General features: G+C 43.9%; 16 protein-coding genes and 1 riboswitch. Of the genes, 11 read left to right on the top strand and 5 right to left on the bottom strand.

From position 1 onward, the window contains the following. Nucleotides 1-29: 29 nt before the first annotated feature. Nucleotides 30-296 (bottom strand): DUF3081 domain-containing protein, encoded by a 267-nt coding sequence (locus BCU07_RS12855; protein ID WP_102428011.1) that lies wholly within the window; start codon nucleotides 294-296, stop codon nucleotides 30-32. A 345-nt stretch (nucleotides 297-641) separates the two neighbouring features. Between BCU07_RS12855 and BCU07_RS12850 the strand changes: the two genes are divergently transcribed. Next, nucleotides 642-1,622, top strand: a complete 981-nt coding sequence (locus tag BCU07_RS12850) for a bile acid:sodium symporter family protein (RefSeq protein WP_032545880.1) — start codon at nucleotides 642-644, stop codon at nucleotides 1,620-1,622. A gap of 71 nt (nucleotides 1,623-1,693) precedes the next feature. On the opposite strand, the gene BCU07_RS12845 is transcribed toward BCU07_RS12850, so the two are convergent. Then, entirely contained in the window at nucleotides 1,694-2,314 is a 621-nt protein-coding gene (locus BCU07_RS12845) for a heme-binding beta-barrel domain-containing protein (RefSeq protein ID WP_017062436.1), read from the bottom strand. A gap of 398 nt (nucleotides 2,315-2,712) precedes the next feature. Between BCU07_RS12845 and BCU07_RS12840 the strand changes: the two genes are divergently transcribed. Then, entirely contained in the window at nucleotides 2,713-3,132 is a 420-nt protein-coding gene (locus BCU07_RS12840) for a VOC family protein (protein ID WP_017072063.1), read from the top strand. Nucleotides 3,133-3,290: 158 nt separating this feature from the next. On the opposite strand, the gene BCU07_RS12835 is transcribed toward BCU07_RS12840, so the two are convergent. Continuing rightward, nucleotides 3,291-4,190 carry a DMT family transporter gene (locus tag BCU07_RS12835; protein ID WP_102428012.1) on the bottom strand — a complete coding sequence of 300 codons (900 nt, stop codon included), beginning with the start codon at nucleotides 4,188-4,190 and terminating at the stop codon, nucleotides 3,291-3,293. A 42-nt stretch (nucleotides 4,191-4,232) separates the two neighbouring features. Next, nucleotides 4,233-5,207, bottom strand: coding sequence for a LysR family transcriptional regulator (locus tag BCU07_RS12830; RefSeq protein ID WP_017068435.1), 975 nt, complete (start codon nucleotides 5,205-5,207; stop codon nucleotides 4,233-4,235). Between the two features lie 100 nt (nucleotides 5,208-5,307). On the opposite strand from BCU07_RS12830, the gene BCU07_RS12825 reads away from it, so the two are divergent. The 5 genes from BCU07_RS12825 to BCU07_RS12805 all read left to right on the top strand — a co-directional run bounded on the left by BCU07_RS12825 (nucleotide 5,308) and on the right by BCU07_RS12805 (nucleotide 10,703). Continuing rightward, nucleotides 5,308-6,660, top strand: coding sequence for an MATE family efflux transporter (locus BCU07_RS12825; protein WP_017062432.1), 1,353 nt, complete (start codon nucleotides 5,308-5,310; stop codon nucleotides 6,658-6,660). 200 nt (nucleotides 6,661-6,860) lie between these two features. Beyond that, nucleotides 6,861-7,106 carry a hypothetical protein gene (locus tag BCU07_RS12820; protein ID WP_010430578.1) on the top strand — a complete coding sequence of 82 codons (246 nt, stop codon included), beginning with the start codon at nucleotides 6,861-6,863 and terminating at the stop codon, nucleotides 7,104-7,106. Between the two features lie 319 nt (nucleotides 7,107-7,425). After that, on the top strand, nucleotides 7,426-8,430 hold the full coding sequence (locus tag BCU07_RS12815) for a response regulator (protein ID WP_102428013.1): 1,005 nt from the start codon (nucleotides 7,426-7,428) through the stop codon (nucleotides 8,428-8,430). A 1-nt stretch (nucleotide 8,431) separates the two neighbouring features. Next, the gene (locus BCU07_RS12810) at nucleotides 8,432-8,872 is read left to right on the top strand and encodes a PAS domain-containing protein (protein WP_017062430.1); all 441 of its coding nucleotides are present in this window, start codon (nucleotides 8,432-8,434) and stop codon (nucleotides 8,870-8,872) included. A 787-nt stretch (nucleotides 8,873-9,659) separates the two neighbouring features. Then, nucleotides 9,660-10,703, top strand: coding sequence for a GMP reductase (locus tag BCU07_RS12805; protein ID WP_017062429.1), 1,044 nt, complete (start codon nucleotides 9,660-9,662; stop codon nucleotides 10,701-10,703). Between the two features lie 850 nt (nucleotides 10,704-11,553). Here the strand turns inward: BCU07_RS12805 and BCU07_RS12800 are convergent. Further along, on the bottom strand, nucleotides 11,554-12,234 hold the full coding sequence (locus tag BCU07_RS12800) for a glutathione S-transferase family protein (protein ID WP_017061920.1): 681 nt from the start codon (nucleotides 12,232-12,234) through the stop codon (nucleotides 11,554-11,556). 497 nt (nucleotides 12,235-12,731) lie between these two features. On the opposite strand from BCU07_RS12800, the gene BCU07_RS12795 reads away from it, so the two are divergent. The 4 genes from BCU07_RS12795 (at nucleotide 12,732) to BCU07_RS12780 (ending at nucleotide 16,169) form a co-directional block, all read left to right on the top strand. Further along, entirely contained in the window at nucleotides 12,732-13,829 is a 1,098-nt protein-coding gene (locus tag BCU07_RS12795) for a YdcF family protein (protein WP_102428982.1), read from the top strand. A gap of 107 nt (nucleotides 13,830-13,936) precedes the next feature. Continuing rightward, a complete protein-coding gene (locus tag BCU07_RS12790) occupies nucleotides 13,937-14,188 on the top strand; it encodes a DUF2999 family protein (RefSeq protein ID WP_004731647.1) in 252 nt (83 codons plus the stop codon). Nucleotides 14,189-14,433: 245 nt separating this feature from the next. Further along, a complete protein-coding gene (locus BCU07_RS12785) occupies nucleotides 14,434-15,174 on the top strand; it encodes a helix-turn-helix domain-containing protein (RefSeq protein WP_102428983.1) in 741 nt (246 codons plus the stop codon). A gap of 77 nt (nucleotides 15,175-15,251) precedes the next feature. Next, a complete protein-coding gene (locus BCU07_RS12780) occupies nucleotides 15,252-16,169 on the top strand; it encodes a DMT family transporter (RefSeq protein WP_017061917.1) in 918 nt (305 codons plus the stop codon). 98 nt (nucleotides 16,170-16,267) lie between these two features. Further along, nucleotides 16,268-16,379: riboswitch (TPP riboswitch) on the top strand. The last annotated feature ends 17 nt before the right edge of the window (nucleotides 16,380-16,396 follow it).

Raw genomic sequence — 16,396 nt, 5'->3', positions numbered from 1 at the left:
TAGCCGTTAGCCGTTAGTCTGTTCGCGTTTTATGGAGAAGGTTCAGTGGCAAGCATACCCAGACAACGCTCAATAAATTCAGAGTAATTTGAAGCGTTGTCGTACTCAATTTTTAGCGAACCGTGAAGCATCAGCGTCACCGTGACGTCTTTATAGCTTAGCCAACAGGTGTAACCATCGTAATCGTGCCAAGCCGTCATTTCGCCAACTAGATATTTGTTGTCCCGTTGCTCACCGGAAGAGCGAATAAACTCAAATACTCTGAGAAATTCAATAATGGTGATTCTGTTGTCCATGTGTTACTCCCGCTGCGTCATCTTTGAGAATAGGCTGATCTTTGGTGTTTAGATTGCCTACGTCTTTCTTTCATATCCTTACGGCTTACCTCTGTGCCCCGATCACTGAAAGGGTCTTACCTTCTCGATAAACCGCTGTTTTCTAATATTTCATCATCATTCCATACATCTGTTCAATCCAGAGCGAAGCGTGCGTAACAAACTCGAATAACAACGTTAACCCTCAAGATAAAGACGAGCTTAATTTGCGTTTATGGTGGTTAATTAAAATTAGAGTCGATAGGATAAATAGCGTCGGAGCCGGGTTATTGGCTGAAATAGAATCTATAGAAAGTGCGTGTCAACATGATAGAAAAACTGAAAAAGGAATGGTTTCTTGTAGGGATGGTGGTGGCTATGGTCGTTGCTGTTTTTACGCCGGATTGGGGCAAATCGGGTGGGGTACTTCATCTCGATACGGTGACTGTTCTCGGCATCGCTTTGGTGTTTTTCTTACACGGTTTGGGTTTGTCTCCCAAAGCCATTCTTGAGGGGCTTTCGAATTGGAAGCTGCATGTTTTTGTACAAAGCGCGACATTCTTAGTTTACCCACTGCTTTGGGTGATATTCGGGCAAGGCTTTGTCGCTTATATGCCAGCAGCTCTGGCCTTTGGTTTCTGTTACCTCTTCGTATTACCGAGTACGATTTCGTCTTCGGTCGCGATGACGGTGATTGGAAAAGGAAACCTACCGGGTGCGATATTCAATGCATCACTTTCTAGTATTTTAGGCGTGTTCATTACGCCTCTACTGATCCAGCTCTTTATGGGGTTGGAAGGTGCAGAGCTAAACCTGATGGAATCGGTGATCTCTATATCTAAAATGCTGCTATTGCCAATGATTGTCGGCCAGTTGATGCGCCCGTTACTTTTTGAATGGACTCAGAAACACAAGTCAGTGGTCAATAAGTTAGATAAATACGTGATACTTCTGATCGTCTACAGTGCTTTCTGTGACTCTATTGAACACGGTATTTGGAGCGACTTTTCACCAATGCTGTTGTTGCTGTCAGCGGTGATTTGTTTAGTGGTATTGATGGTGATGGTACACGGCATTCAATGGAGTGCCCGAAAGGTTGGATTCAATCATCAAGATGAAGTCGCGGCAGTATTCTGTGGTACTAAGAAGACCTTAGCGGCAGGTATTCCTATGGCTAAGGTGATCTTTGCTCACAACCCTAATCTAGGGATGATATTACTACCAATCATGCTTTATCACCCGATTCAGATCTTTTACTGTGCAGTGCTAGCCAACCGTTACGCCAAGGTTGATACACAATCTAGTTAAACTTGTTTGTTGTTACAAGTACAACAGAAAAACGCCTTTCACTTCGCTGTGAAAGGCGTTTGTATTTGAATCTACTTCACTTTAATTAGAGTGCTTGAATCTGTATGAGCAAATGCGTTGTCGTAGATCTCTAAGCCTGTTGTTTGAGAGTACGTCAGCGTATCGTCTGAAATGCTAATGTTCATCGTGAAGCCCGTGGTGGTTGCGTTGTCCGTCATGTATTCGGACTCAGCGATGCCACGCTTAGACGCAACTAACGTCATTGTATCGCCAGCAGGGCCTTCTGCGGTGACACATGTGGTGCGTGGTACGCAGTAAGAGTTGTAGACGACCTGATTTTTTTGGTCGTAGATGAAGTAGCCACGTTGATCGTGGAACTTAGAGTCGTCGGCCTTTCTGAATACTTCTTGTTTGTAGTACAGAGCAACCAGATATTGATCGCTGGCATTGGTTGCATCTGCCGCAACCTCAAACGTCATTACTTCATAGAATGGTGTAACCGCGGGACCACCTGCACCCACTTCTGTGCCTTCTTGGCCTGGAGAAATATCAACGCCGCCAGTTTCGACTGATTTCCATGTGCCGACTAACTTTGCGAGTGGACCAAAATCCATACCATTGATTGTGTTGTGGTCGGCTACTGCTGGAGCCGAGATTACCGCTGCGATACCAAGTGCTAATAATTTTTTCACTTTAACTTCCTTTTTATTAATTATCTGACCCCAATAAAAATAAGGTTATTGTGAAACTAGTTTATTAACCCAGATCAGTGTTGTTGGCTAATATGAAATCGAATTGTAACTTGATGTATCAGTCAGTAAGGGGATATTAATGTGTGTATATATTGAGCAAGAAGCAGTTGTTGGGTCGTCTTATCTCAGTGATACACCATGGGTTTGCTAACTCTTGTGGTTGAGTTGAGTCACATTGGATTAGGTCGTCTAAACTTAAAGCTTATATCGCATCAAATACGACAATTTGGGCTCTAAAGACGTTCTCGAAATAAATGCAAATTAGTGCTTTACCTCAACTTAACTTGAGGTATTAGGATATGCAACGTTGCTTACGAGAATACTTTAAGGAGAGAAGAATGATCCAACTTGAACATGTGAATTTAGTGGTAAAAGATATCCCAGAAATGCTGGCTTTCTATAAAGCGGCGTTCCCTCATTGGTATGTCCGTGATGAGGGAAAAGGGGAGTGGTCAGGTAAGCCACGTAACTGGCTGCATTTTGGCGACGAGTACCAATACATAGCAATAAGTGATCACGGTGAAGGTGAAAATAGAGATTTGGCTGGGCATTCTGTTGGTCTCGCACACTTCGCTTATGTGACCAATAATATCGAAAGTGTCACTCAACGCCTTGTTGATGCGGGCTTTCCAATTGCCAAACCCGGTGCCGAAGAACCTTATCGAAAAAATGTCTACTTTGTGGATCCTGCAGGCTTTGAGATCGAGTTTGTTGAGTATTTGAGTGATGATCCTAAGTTACGAAATGCCACGAGTTAGTTACGTAATACGCCGCTTTGTTAAAGTTGGTTAGCTGAATGAAAGCGCGCTAGAGAGCATTTATAGAAAAGGGCATTGTGGAATAATCCGCAATGCCCTTTTTAGGTCTATGCAATAGCTGATTATTTAGCTGATGTTTAGCTCAGTTGTTGGGTTGTTTATTTAGCCTTAAAAGGCACCAACAGTTGTTTGCCAAACACATTAATCAGCGCGCCAGTCACAATCAGGCCACCGCCTAGATAAGTCCAAATTGATGGAATCTCATTGAAGATCCACACGCCTAACAGTGCTGAGAATACGATCTGAACGTAAGAGTAAGCTGAAGCCTTGCCTGCTGCTTGGGTTTGCATCGCTTTGGTTAAACCGTATTGGCCTATTTGTGTGAAAATCCCGACCAGAACCAACATCATGGTTAAGAACAAACTAGGCCACACAAAGTCGTTCCAGATAAGGGCGGTTGAGATTGGGAGAGCAACCAGAGGGAAGTAGAAGATGATCACTGAGCTATCTTCCGTTTGGCTAAGCTTTCTCACAATCACATAAGCAATTGAGCTACCAAACGCACCACATAACGCCACCATAATGCTGAATAGCGGTAACTCGCTGCTCGCGCCGCTGTTCATGCTTAGTTGAACCATCACCAATAATCCCGCTAGGCAGAATGCAATGCAGATCATGGTCGATTTCTGGACGCGTTCTTTCAGGAACAACACACCGAGCAACGCGGTAAAGACCGGATGTACGTATTGTAGAATGGTCGCTTCTGCTAACGGAAGAGTGGTTACAGCGTAGTAAACACACATCAGTGCTGCAGTACCTACTGCGCCACGAACAAACAACAAAGGTTTGTTATTACCCCAGATCGAAATGCCTTTTCGTTTTACGTCGATGTAGCTGATGATCAAAGACACCAACGCTCTTGCTGCAACGATTTCGAATACAGGAATGCCATAATTGCTGATGTATTTCACACAAGCTGACATCAGTGCGAATCCAAAAGCGGAGAGGATCATGAATCGAACCCCAACAGGGATTTGTGAAAAAGAGAAAGAAGACATAAAAATATCAATCGGTTGAGGGAACAGGAATCATAACTTAGTTTAGAAGAGCCGACCAAAGTCTTTGTCCTGTTCTATTACACCAAACCATTGATATTGCTGTGCGAGTACTTTCAGCAACTCGATCTCTTTTGTTGTCTCTTCTCTAAGCCATTCAATAAGGTCGTTGATGATAGGCGTGTGACTACGCTGGTGCATGAAGTAAGTCCAAGCACTGTGTTGGATTTTTGCATTTCTAGGGCAGTACAAGAAGCCTCGTTGGAGATCTTGTTGAACTAACAACAGATCCGTGACCGTAACCCCTTCACCGGATAGACAGGCACTGAGCGCCATATCTAAAGACAAGAAGCTGGTATTTCTGACAGGTTTCTTTGGTGGGAATTCAACATCGGCCAGCCACACTTTCCAGTCGTGATGATCTAAGGTTGGATGCAGCCTTGGCAAGGTTAAGATTGAATCAAGGTCGGTGTCTTTGGTGGTTAAACTAGTAGAGCAAACCGGCGCCATGAACTCTTCACGCAAGAAGGTAATGTCAGGTGCCTTGTCATAGCGTTTTTTGAAACGCGTGTGGAAGATCAGTAGATCATACTCACTACTATTAATCGATTCGTCTTCCTCAATCACAGGAACAATGACTATCTCATGATCTTGATAACGCTCGTTTAATTCCCGAACTTTGGAGATCAATACTCGCGTCGCGAAACTCAGAGTCGCTTTGATCACGATACGCTTCTGCTTGGGCTCACTCCAAGAGGCGATAACAGCTTCGATATTACCGTAGCTTTCTCGCAAAGCGACATACAAATCATGACCTTGTACCGTTAATTCTATGGCTCGATGCTTACGAATAACCAGTGATGCGTTTAACTCATCTTCAAGCTGTTTGATCTGTCGGCTGATCGCACTTTGTGTCACATGCAGCTCTTCGGCAGCCAGAGTAAAGCTCATCAGCCTTGCGGCAGCTTCAAAGGCTTTTAAGCCATTATGTGATGATGGCAAGCTAGGATATGGGGTCATAATTCGTTCGCATGAGTTTATGGAATGTTAGAGTCGCAAATTTATCAATTGAACGCCAGCCTCATCGATCGTATTTTGGGCGAAATTAACTGAGGCGCTCATGAAAAAAATACTCACTCTTGCATTCCCTTTGATCATTTCACAGCTGATCTCTATGGCTTTAGTCCTTACTGATGTTTGGATGATGTCGCGTATCAGTGTGTCAGCCCTTGCGGCTGGTGGCTTAGGTGCCTCAATCTACTTTTTCATCTTCATTATTGCGAGCAGCACCGTGGGTTGTGTCGCGAACTTGATTGCGATTGCTTATGGTCAGCGCGTCGCTCGCCCTGAGTTTGGTAATACACAAATCAGATTGGCGGTGAAAGGCGCAACCATGTTGGCATTCGTGCTCAGCGTGACCTTAATGGCCAGCTTCTGGTTTGCTCCGTTGGTATTAGAAGCAGCCAAACAGCCACCAGAAGTGATCACTTTAGCCATGGAATATGTCCATGCTTTGAAGTGGGTGATGTTGCCTTCGCTTATCTTGTTGGTGCTTCGTGGCTTAACCAGTGCGTTTGGCAACGTGCGCTCCATTCTTGTGATGTCGATTATCACCGTAATTCTGAATGTGCCAGTCAGCTACTTTCTCACCTTCCAATTAGACATGGGCTTAACAGGTTTAGGGCTTGGTACGGCTATCGCGGCATTTATCGTGATGGTTGGATATACGGTTTGGGTATTTAAGCGTGACGAGTTTAAGCAGTTCGCCCCTTGGCTAAATACAGAAGAGTACTCCATCAAGCTGATGAGCCCATTGTTGTTGATGGGTCTACCTATCGGCTTGGCAGCATTACTTGAGCATGGCCTTATTTACGGCGGCACTTTGATGGCAGGGACGATCAGTATTGCTTCTCTAGCGCTGCACCAAATCTTGCTGCAATGCTTAAGCTTTACTTGGAACTTCAATTTCGGCTTCTCACAAGCTGCGGCGATTTTGGTTGGTCGTGATTTTGGCGCGGGTAACTACGAAGGAATAAAAAGAACCTCGATTCAAAGCTTCATATTGGTGTCGGTGTTGAGTGTGGCGTTGTCGGCCGTGTTCATTATATGGCCTGAGATGATCGCTTCTATCTTCAAGTTAGACGATGGCACGGGTGCTATGACTTCACTACTGGCTTCTGTGATTTGGGTCGTTGCTTTGTGCTTTATTGTTGATGCTTGGCAGCTACTGGCGATTAACCTGCTAAGAGGCATGAAGATTGTCTCTATGCCAACCGTGATGACTGCCATCGGTTACTGGGTATTTGGCTTGCCTGCGGCTTGGTATTTGATGCCTAAGTTCGAATTGGCAGGGATTTGGGGCGGAATCGGTGTTGGCTTAGGCGTGACAGGTATTCTGCTGCTTATCCAATTGATGCGTGTCATTCAAAAGAACAACCAATCTCCAGATTTGTCGAATCATGCTTATACGTGATTTGCTTGTGATGCTCGCCTTTACCATGGAACCTTGAACGATAAACGTTGTATTGCTGACCGAGAACTATCAATTACCAACAATGACCTATAAGCCCTGAATTGCGTACTTCGTAATTTAGACCTTGGTCTTACAGAAACCGAGCTAAAAGGTGACTAGAATGATTTGAGTTGCTCACCGTTTTATCAAGGAATACACAAATGGAAGTTGGATTGTTCTGGGCTGAAAAAGGAATGTTAGTGCTTGGCGCACTGTTTGTTTTGACGAGCATGATGCAGTACGGAAGACGCAGTAGCGATTGGAAAGGCGTGATTACGATGTTCTACAAGCGTATCCCAATGAACATCGCCGAATACAAATGGTATCGCCTGGGGATCGCGTTATTGGTATTTGCTGTGATCATACGTTTCGCATTACTGATTTTATGGCCTTCATATCAGTTCTAGTTCTCTTGCATTAGCTTTGTTGGATAGCTCTCTATCATGGCTACATAAAGACGTTCAATGAATGAGTCAGTCGAGCCTTAATAAACCCGCTTGTTAAGGCTGCTGTCAAATATAATAGTGCTATTACTCAACAGCAAGGATTGGCTATTACCTTTGTAGCATATTGTTTTTCATGAAGAATAATGCGAAATAATAGCTTACCCACCTGTTTCATCATTCTTACTAATAATCTGCACATAAATCCATTCACCCCGTACCTGATACCATAATGTTCTGTTACACTCGGTCGAATTAGCTTTAATTTGTCAGTGGTGCATTTATGTCGTTCCCAGTTCTTATATGTGATGATTCTGCGTTAGCAAGGAAGCAGATGGCTCGGTCACTGCCTAGTTCTCTAAATGCAGATATAACTTTTGCTGTTCATGGGCTTAATGCACTTGAAGAGCTCGCTCAAAACCAATTCAAACTGATGTTCCTCGACCTAACCATGCCGGAATTAGACGGCTATGGCACATTGGAAGAGATGCAACGTTTGGGTGATACCACGCCTGTTGTCGTTGTTTCGGGTGACATACAACCAAAAGCACAACAGAAGGTGCTAGATCTCGGCGCCAAAGCGTTTTTACAAAAGCCAATCGATAAAGAAGCGCTAAAAGCTATTTTACGTGAGCATGTTGAGCCGCCAAAACAGCCTCAGATCATTACTCCAACCGCCTTAGAACTGCCAATACTTCGCAGACGCGATATCTATATGGAAGTCGCGAACGTGGCGATAGGCCGTGCCGCTGATGCACTCGCTCGTCACTTTAATGTGTTTGTTCATTTACCGCTGCCGAACGTCAACATCTTCGAAGTGAGTGAATTGCACATGGCACTTCGCGACCTAGCCGACAACGACCAAGTGTCGGGTGTTTGCCAAGGCTTTAGTGGAGAAGGCATTGCAGGCGAAGCATTAGTCTTGTTGAGTGATTCCAGTGTGAGCGATCTTAAGAAGCTCATGAAGGTGCCAACAGAGAGCGAGCAGCTAGAAGAACTAGAGCTGTTGATGGATGTATCGAACATCTTAGTCGGCTCATTCTTGAATGGGTTAGGGGAGCAATCTGAAGTTCGTTTCTTCCAGAGCTCTCCTGTACTGCTAGGTCAACATATCTCGATCGATTCTGTGATTGAAAATACCAGCGGCTCGTTCAAAAAGACCATGACCTTTGAAGTTAGCTACAACATTGATGGCACTTCTACCCGTTGTGACCTTCTGTTTATGTTCGTTGATGAGTCTCTGCCTCTTCTAGACAACAAATTGGCCTACCTAATGGAGGAGTTTTAATATGCTGAATCTTCCTGCTGAATTTGAACAGTTCCACTGGATGGTCGACATGGTTCAAAACGTCGATATGGGGCTGGTGGTTATTAACCGTGATTTTCAGGTACAAGTTTGGAATGGCTTTATGACGCACCATAGCGGTAAGCAATCGCACGATGCGATCGGTAAGTCGATCTTTGAACTGTTCCCTGAAATCCCAGAAGAGTGGTTTAGGCTCAAAACCAAGCCAGTCTATGACCTAGGTTGCCGTAGCTTCATTACATGGCAACAAAGGCCTTATCTGTTTAAATGTCGCAACGTGAGGCCAGTAACTCAGCAAGCCGACTTTATGTATCAGAACGTCACGCTTAACCCGATGCGTTCTCCAACTGGGCAAGTGACATCCTTGTTCTTGTCGATTCAAGATGCGACTGCTGAAGCTCTGATGTCTCAGAAAAAGGCTTGACGTACCTTAAGGTGAAAATTGAATCGCCTTATAAGAGCACTCTGAAAACCAAATAAAAATGGCCAAGGTTAATCCCCTTGGCCATTTTTGTATCTGATCCTGTAGTAATGAGTTCGAACTAAAGAAAGGCGTTCCGTGTTCGTTAACTTTAGTCGAGTTGTTGTTAGGCTCTATCAACAGCGGCTTGTATCCGCTGGGTTCTCATAAATAAGCGCACCTAACCTGCCATATTTTGTGGACTTTACCCCGCTCATCCAAGTTTCGAACGTGCTAATCGATCTTGCCTTTGTACTTTATAAATTTCAGGGCTAATGAAAGAGGGCTGAGATCGGCACTCGAAGCGAAAAAAGTCAGAAAAAAATGAAATTATTTAAGAAAAAACGCATTTTTTGATTCAAGAAAAGTGTGATTTTTATGTGATTAAAGGGCACTTTTTTCACAAATTTGCCTTATCGAAGATTTTTTCGCCGAATTTGCAAGGGAAACGTTTGCGCAATAAACCGACAGCGTTTGCGTGAATATGTTGTTAAGTTATTAATTAATATGAATTTAGTAGGAAATGACGGGCGGGAAGCTTTTACCAGATATGGAATCTTTGAGAGGATAGCACAAAAAAAAATGAAATATCAGACTTGCTGTTAGTAAATCACAGCCTATAATGCTGAAAACCGGAGCGTCTGCCAACGCTCCGGTTTTTTTGTGTCCGAAGAAAAGTAAACTCGTCTGCCAACGGTTTTACTACGCATTTCGCGAGAGACACATAATTTTATGAATCAAGGAAAACACCATGCGTATCGAACAAGAACTTAAGTTAGGTTTCAAAGATGTACTCTTCCGTCCGAAGCGTTCTACCCTTAAAAGCCGTTCTCAAGTTGAATTAACCCGCGATTTTACATTCAAGCATAGCGGTCGTCAATGGTCTGGTACTCCAGTAATTGCAGCGAACATGGATTCGGTAGCAAGCTTTGAAATGGCAGCTGCTCTAGCAGAGCACGGTGTTATGACTGCAGTACACAAGCACTACACAGTAGAGCAGTGGGCTGAGTTCGCAAAAACAGCAGACAAGAAAACGCTGAACAACGTATTTGTTTCAACAGGTACTTCTGAAGCTGAGTTTGAGAAAACTAAGCAAATCATGGCGCTTAGCGACGAATTCGTATTTATCTGTATTGATATCGCTAACGGCTACTCAGAGCACCTAGTTGAGTATGTACAAAAAGTACGTGCTGAATTCCCGACTAAAGTTATCTCTGCTGGTAACGTTGTAACGGGTGACATGGTTGAAGAGCTAATCCTAGCTGGCGCAGACATCGTTAAGGTTGGTATCGGCCCTGGTTCTGTTTGTACTACACGTGTTAAAACAGGCGTAGGTTACCCTCAACTTTCTGCAATCATCGAGTGTGGCGACGCAGCACACGGCCTTGGCGGCATGATCATCGGTGACGGTGGCTGTTCATGTGCGGGTGACGTATCTAAAGCGTTCGGCGGCGGTGCTGACTTCGTAATGCTAGGCGGCATGCTAGCAGGTCACTCTGAGTCAGGCGGCGAAGTTGTAGAGCAAGACGGTAAGCAATTCATGAAGTTCTATGGAATGTCGTCACAGTCGGCTATGGACAAGCACTCAGGTGGTGTTGCTAAGTACCGTGCTGCTGAAGGTAAAACTGTTTTACTTCCGTTCCGTGGCTCTGTTCACAACACAATTTCTGACATCCTTGGTGGTGTACGTTCAACTTGTACATACGTAGGTGCAGCAAAGCTTAAAGAGCTAACTAAGCGTACGACTTTCATCCGTGTACAAGAGCAAGAGAACAACGTATTCGGTAAAGAGTAATCTGAACTGATTCGAATAGTTTGAAAATCAAGAGCCGCTAAAGCGGCTCTTTTTTTACGTGAAATTGATAAAATCAATGTCATTAAACCTGCGCGCTAATAATCTGTCTAATTTTCAGAAGACGCTGGATTTAGAATGTGACTAACAGATTTAATGATCGCAGGAACTATGATGGTTATTAGTACTAACGTGAATAATGATGCCTCAAACCAGTGCCAACCTAATATACTTGTAGTATAAAAGTAAGCGCCTAAAGAGAGTGGCAGCGTCAAATTAAACACGATTAAGACGATTAACGCAGCTCCTGCCCATACCATACCAAACTGATTCTCAAGTCCTGAAAAACCTATAGACAGATAGCACGTACCAGATATTGTAACAAGTAAAGCACTAAGGCAGCCTGATCTCATTTTGTTGCCTAGAATATTAACGAAAAAAGCAAAACTATCAGAACGCCTAATTATTTGAATTAGCATTCAAAAATTAATATTACTTTCAAATGCTATTAGTCTTTGTAAAACTCATTTATCGTCTCTTTAGTTGATTGTCACATGATTGTTTTTTCATTTGGTATCTTGAAAATAAGTTTATGCTTTGTAGTCGAAGTTTAATTCATGCCTAACATATGCTTTACAAATTCGCTGCGATCCAGAGTAATTGATTCAGGACTTTTCCCCGGCACGACCGACAGAGACACCATCAGATGTCGGTAAGGGTTCTTACAATAGCTATATCAATAGTATTGATATTTTAACTAGTGTGGTATCAGTTAATAGAAACAATACTATTGATTTTTAGATAGCTCGCCCAGTAATGAGCTTTCGCTCCACATCGTTTACTTCATGCTGAATTATTCGTTGATTGGGAAATTCGAAGGAAACAGTGCTCGTTTCGCTTCTTCATCACGTTCGGTTTTAAACTCAATGCCTTTGCCGATTTCGCGAGCACGCAGTGCAGCAGGGCGAGTGTTGATTGCGTTAAACCAGCGCTTCAAGTTCGGGTAGGGTTCTAAGCCTTCTTCACCAAGCACGACAGGTGCTTTATCAATCCAGCCCCATGCAGCGACATCGACAATCGTGTACTCATTTCCGACGATAAACTCACGACCTTCCATATGCTTCTCTAACACTTCGTAGTGACGTTGTGCTTCACGTAGGTATCGGTTCACAGCGTAGTCTAAGCCTGCTGGTGCAGCATGGCGGAAGTGTACCGATTGGCCTGAATATGGACCAAGACCACTCGCGATAAACATCATCCAAGAGAGTAGTTCAGCTCTGTCTTCTGGCTGACCGCCAAGCTTGCCTGTTTTCTCTGAGAGATACAGAAGGATAGCGTTAGAGTCGAATACACGTTGTCCTTCATCTTCAATCGCAGGCGTTTTGCCATTTGGATTGATTAAACGATATTCCGGTGAATGCTGCTCACCCTTTAAGGTATCGACAGGAACAAGTTCAAAATCTAGGCCTGTCTCTTCCAAAAACAGAGCGATCTTCATTGGGTTTGGTGTTTGGTGAAAATAGAACTTAAGCATGGGGTAACTCCTTGTATTGGTCATTTATTAAAGCACCACTTGAACGATCGTTCAATGGTTGATTTTGAATTATTTGAAGATCTTCTGACTCGCATTCCAACTCTATGTGTTGAAGACCTCGTTATTTGAGCGAGGGGTAAAATCGCGCGATTCAGTGTGTTGGATTTTAAGTTGTTGAAAAAATGAGCTTAAAGTGGTTTTTTTGATTCGTTGCTTTATGCGGAGTTCGGATTTGTGATGGGTGGTTTTTGGCGGGATAGGGCGTATGAAATCCGCAGTCAGATATTCCAACAAAAACGTTGAGCACTGGTTCAAACCAGAATTATCTGGATGCACAGGCTTATTGGTAAGTTCAAAATCGTGATCTGCTGCCACACCTTATGCAACAAATGAATATAAACGTTAGAGATTAAGGTGTGCTTCACGGTTTTTTAATCTTAGGGACTTACATTGGTGAGCAAATCTGATGTGAACACTTAACGACACAGGATCTTTTCATGAAAAAGAACATTATCGCCCTCGCTCTTGGTGGCATGCTGGCTTTTGGCGCAACACCTTATTCTTTTGCTGCTAACGACGGCGCAGTACAGGCTTCTGCGGATTACGCGCAGTTGGTGACTAAGCGACAAGTTGTCGACCAATTACTTCTTGATGCGTTGCAGGCGTTTAAGTCTCCGGCAAGAATTTCTCACGCGGGCTTTACGGCTAAAATGCCAAGCAACATGGAAATTGTGACTAACCGATTGTTAGAAGCTTACCAACTAGAACCTTACCGTACTGATTTGCTTATCTCGGCAGCGAACGCTCAGATCTACAACAAGAATGCAGAGCGCGCTATTGAGCTGTTTGAGCAAGCGCTGACGGTTGCACCAGACGATGTTGATCTTCATGCTTACCTTGCGGTTTGGCAGCGATTTGAAGGCAATGAAAGTGAATCCAATAAGCACATGGAGAAACTGGAAAGCCTGAACAAAGGTAAAGCAGAAGACATCAAACGCATTTTTGCTACGGTCGACCGCGTGTTAGAAACACCGTTGAAAGAGTCTGCGGATAAAGGCTTGCTTGATCATCATGGCGCGATTGTCACTTTGGGCTATGCGCTTAACCCTGATGGTTCTATGCATGAGATCTTGATTGAACGTCTTGAAACCACATTAGCAATGTCGAAAGCTAACCCAGACGCGATGATCGTGTTAACGGGTGGCGTGCCCAAGAACCACAAGACTGAAGGTAAGTTAATGGCGGATTGGCTTATCGAGAAAGGGGTAAGCAAAGATCGCATCATCGAAGAGAATTACGCGACCAGCACGGTAGGCAATGCCTTATTCAGTAGCTACGCACTTGCTCGCCATGATATTAAGCACGCGACCATTATTAGCTCGGCAAGCCATGTTCGTCGTGGTCAAACTCTGTTTGAAATCGCTAGCTGGCAAACCGGCCCTCAGGGCATTACTTTTGATACGGTTTCTTACCCAGACAAGCCACTCGCAGATCTTAAGAAGGCAAGTGATGGTGAGCTACTAGGTATCTACCGAGATGCGCTTAGAACCTATGGTATGTGGAGCTACCGCTCTTACCCATTAGAGTCTCGCTAGGCTTAGGGTTACTTCACAGTAGGCAAAGTATAAGTTGCTAGTACAATCGAGCACAGCTAGATGGTATGCTGTGCTCCTACTTAATTTAGTGTTTCAAAGGCAAAAAAATGAACCCGATTTTAGCAATGTTGAAAGAGAACAATATTAGCGACGAGCAGATCAGCGAGCTATTCAAGACGTTGACCGAGAACCCTCTTGCAGCAATGGCGACGATCAGCCAACTTGGCTTACCACAAGATAAACTTCAAATGCTGATGGGCCAGGTAATGCAAAACCCTGCGCTAATCAAAGAAGCAGTTGAAGAGCTTGGCCTAGATTTTTCTAAGGTTGAAGCCGCTAAAGAGCAACTTCAAAAATAATAGAGTCTGAATGAGCGATTTTGTTAGGAAGTGATAGCCGATTCGGTTAACTGTTCTTGAGATTGCGAATTAGACTTGAGTAAAAAGCCGTTTGAGTATCAATACTTAAACGGCTTTTTTGATCCGACTTAGAAAGGCTAGAAAGAGATACGACAAAAATACTAGTCCGATGTGACTCCCTCGCTTAAATCATGTAATTTCTTTTTAACACTCATGTTTCAATAAACTGAATTCCGGCGTTGCTCATGAAATCTAGCCTAAGCATTCGATCTTACACCAAGCAATTTAATACTCATGCCCATGATGGCTACCATCAACTCGTGCTGCCTATTCAAGGGAGTATTAGTATTGAAATGGTGGGATATGTCGGCAAGGTGGCCGTGGGCGAATGCGTGGTGATTCCGGTAACCACAGCGCATGCGTTTAAGGCGGATGAAGCAGCGCGGTTTATTGTCGCAGATATGGCAGAGTTACCGCAGCACTTGTTAGAGCATGAGCTCTCGGTGTTTACTATCACGCCACCCTTAATGAGCTTCTTGCTGTTTGTTGAAAAGCAGTTGGAATACCAAGTGGACAGTGGCATTGAATCATCCATCTTGGATGTGTTTTCACTGTTATTAGAGCAACAAAAAGTCAGCAAGAGCATCGACCCTCGTATTCGAGCGGTCCAAAGGCTCATTGCGGATAATTACGCCCAGCCTCTCTCTATTTCTCAGCTTGCAGAAACGGCTTGCTTGAGCCCCACTCAATTTAAGAAGCGCTTTAAAGAGTGCTTTGGAATCAGTGCGCTTAAGTACATCACTCGCTATCGTATGGAGAAAGCTCAAGCCTTGCTTAGCCATACCGATTTACCCGTTCAATTGGTCGCAGAAAATGTGGGTTATAGTGACTTGTCTGCATTCAGTCGACGCTTCTCTCAGCACTTTGGCATGTCTCCAAGGGCGTTTTTGGGCTCGATGAAAGAGAGTCTTCCAAAACAAGAATAGCGTCCTTTTGGCAAACTCAACTTAGTATATGTTCACTATTATCTATTTCAGAAATGAAAATAGACTAGGTAATAGAAATGAATCTTGCCATCAATCGCGTTAACGAATTCCAAACGGGCACTTTAGCCATCGTGTTTGCTTCTGTTTTATGGGGCACGACAGGCACCGCCGCAAGCTTTGCGCCTGATCTCAGCCCATTAGCGATTGGTGCTTTTTCAATGGGCGTCGGCGGCTTAATGCAAGCAGTCTTGGCGTATCGAAAGATCTTATCTTCACTTGATAAGCTTTTGCTCAACAAAAAGTTGTTAGCGGCGAGTGCGCTGGCTTTGGCGATCTATCCTCTGGCTTTTTACTCTTCGATGAAGTTATCGGGTGTCGCAATGGGCACAGTGGTGTCGATAGCTACTGCTCCTTTCTTTTCTGCACTTTTAGAGTGTCTTATTAGCAAAAAGAATAATATCAACAAACGTTGGTTAACGAGCTTTGCCATTGGCGTGGTTGGTATTGGGCTACTGGTATTTTCAGAATCATCATCAGCGAATGATTCTGGTGACGATCTGAAGCTTTTGGGCATTGGATTAGGGTTGATTGCTGGGTTGTGTTACGCCATTTATTCATGGGCGACAAAAGCTCTGATAGACGAAGGCATTAAGTCGCAAGCAGCGATGGGCAGCATATTTGGGCTAGGAGCGATGTTGCTACTGCCAACGCTTTGGTTTACGGGGGATAACTTGTTCGCATCGAATACCAATATATTGGTGGTGAGTTACTTGGTGTTACTTCCTCAATGTTTAGGCTATATCGCTTTCAGTTTTGGGCTACGCCATGTCACAGCGAGTAGCGCCAACTTGATTACCTTACTTGAGCCAGTCGTTGCCGCCGTGTTGGCCGTGTGTATTGTGGGTGAGCTTATTCCATTGGTTGGATGGCTAGGTATGTTCTTGATAGTGATGTGTTTATTCATCCAATCTCAGCCAACTAAAAAGCCATTATAAGTATTTGTTAAAACGGGATTAATTGAATTAAATTCATGCGTGATTCTTATAATTGAATAAAATGAGTATCTCAGTTGCGAGAGTGCTGTTACTATCGTTATCAATAGTCGGGGGGCATATACCTTAGTTGGTGTTTGCTGAGATCGTTATTCGAGACCCGTTGAACCTGATTCAGTTAACACTGGCGTAGGGAACTATAAGCACTCGATCTACGTCTGCACTCATGA

The organism is Vibrio sp. 10N.261.54.E10, from assembly GCF_002877735.2.
In the GTDB taxonomy this organism is placed as follows: domain Bacteria; phylum Pseudomonadota; class Gammaproteobacteria; order Enterobacterales; family Vibrionaceae; genus Vibrio; species Vibrio crassostreae_C.
This window is presented reverse-complemented; position numbering and strand designations above follow the sequence as displayed.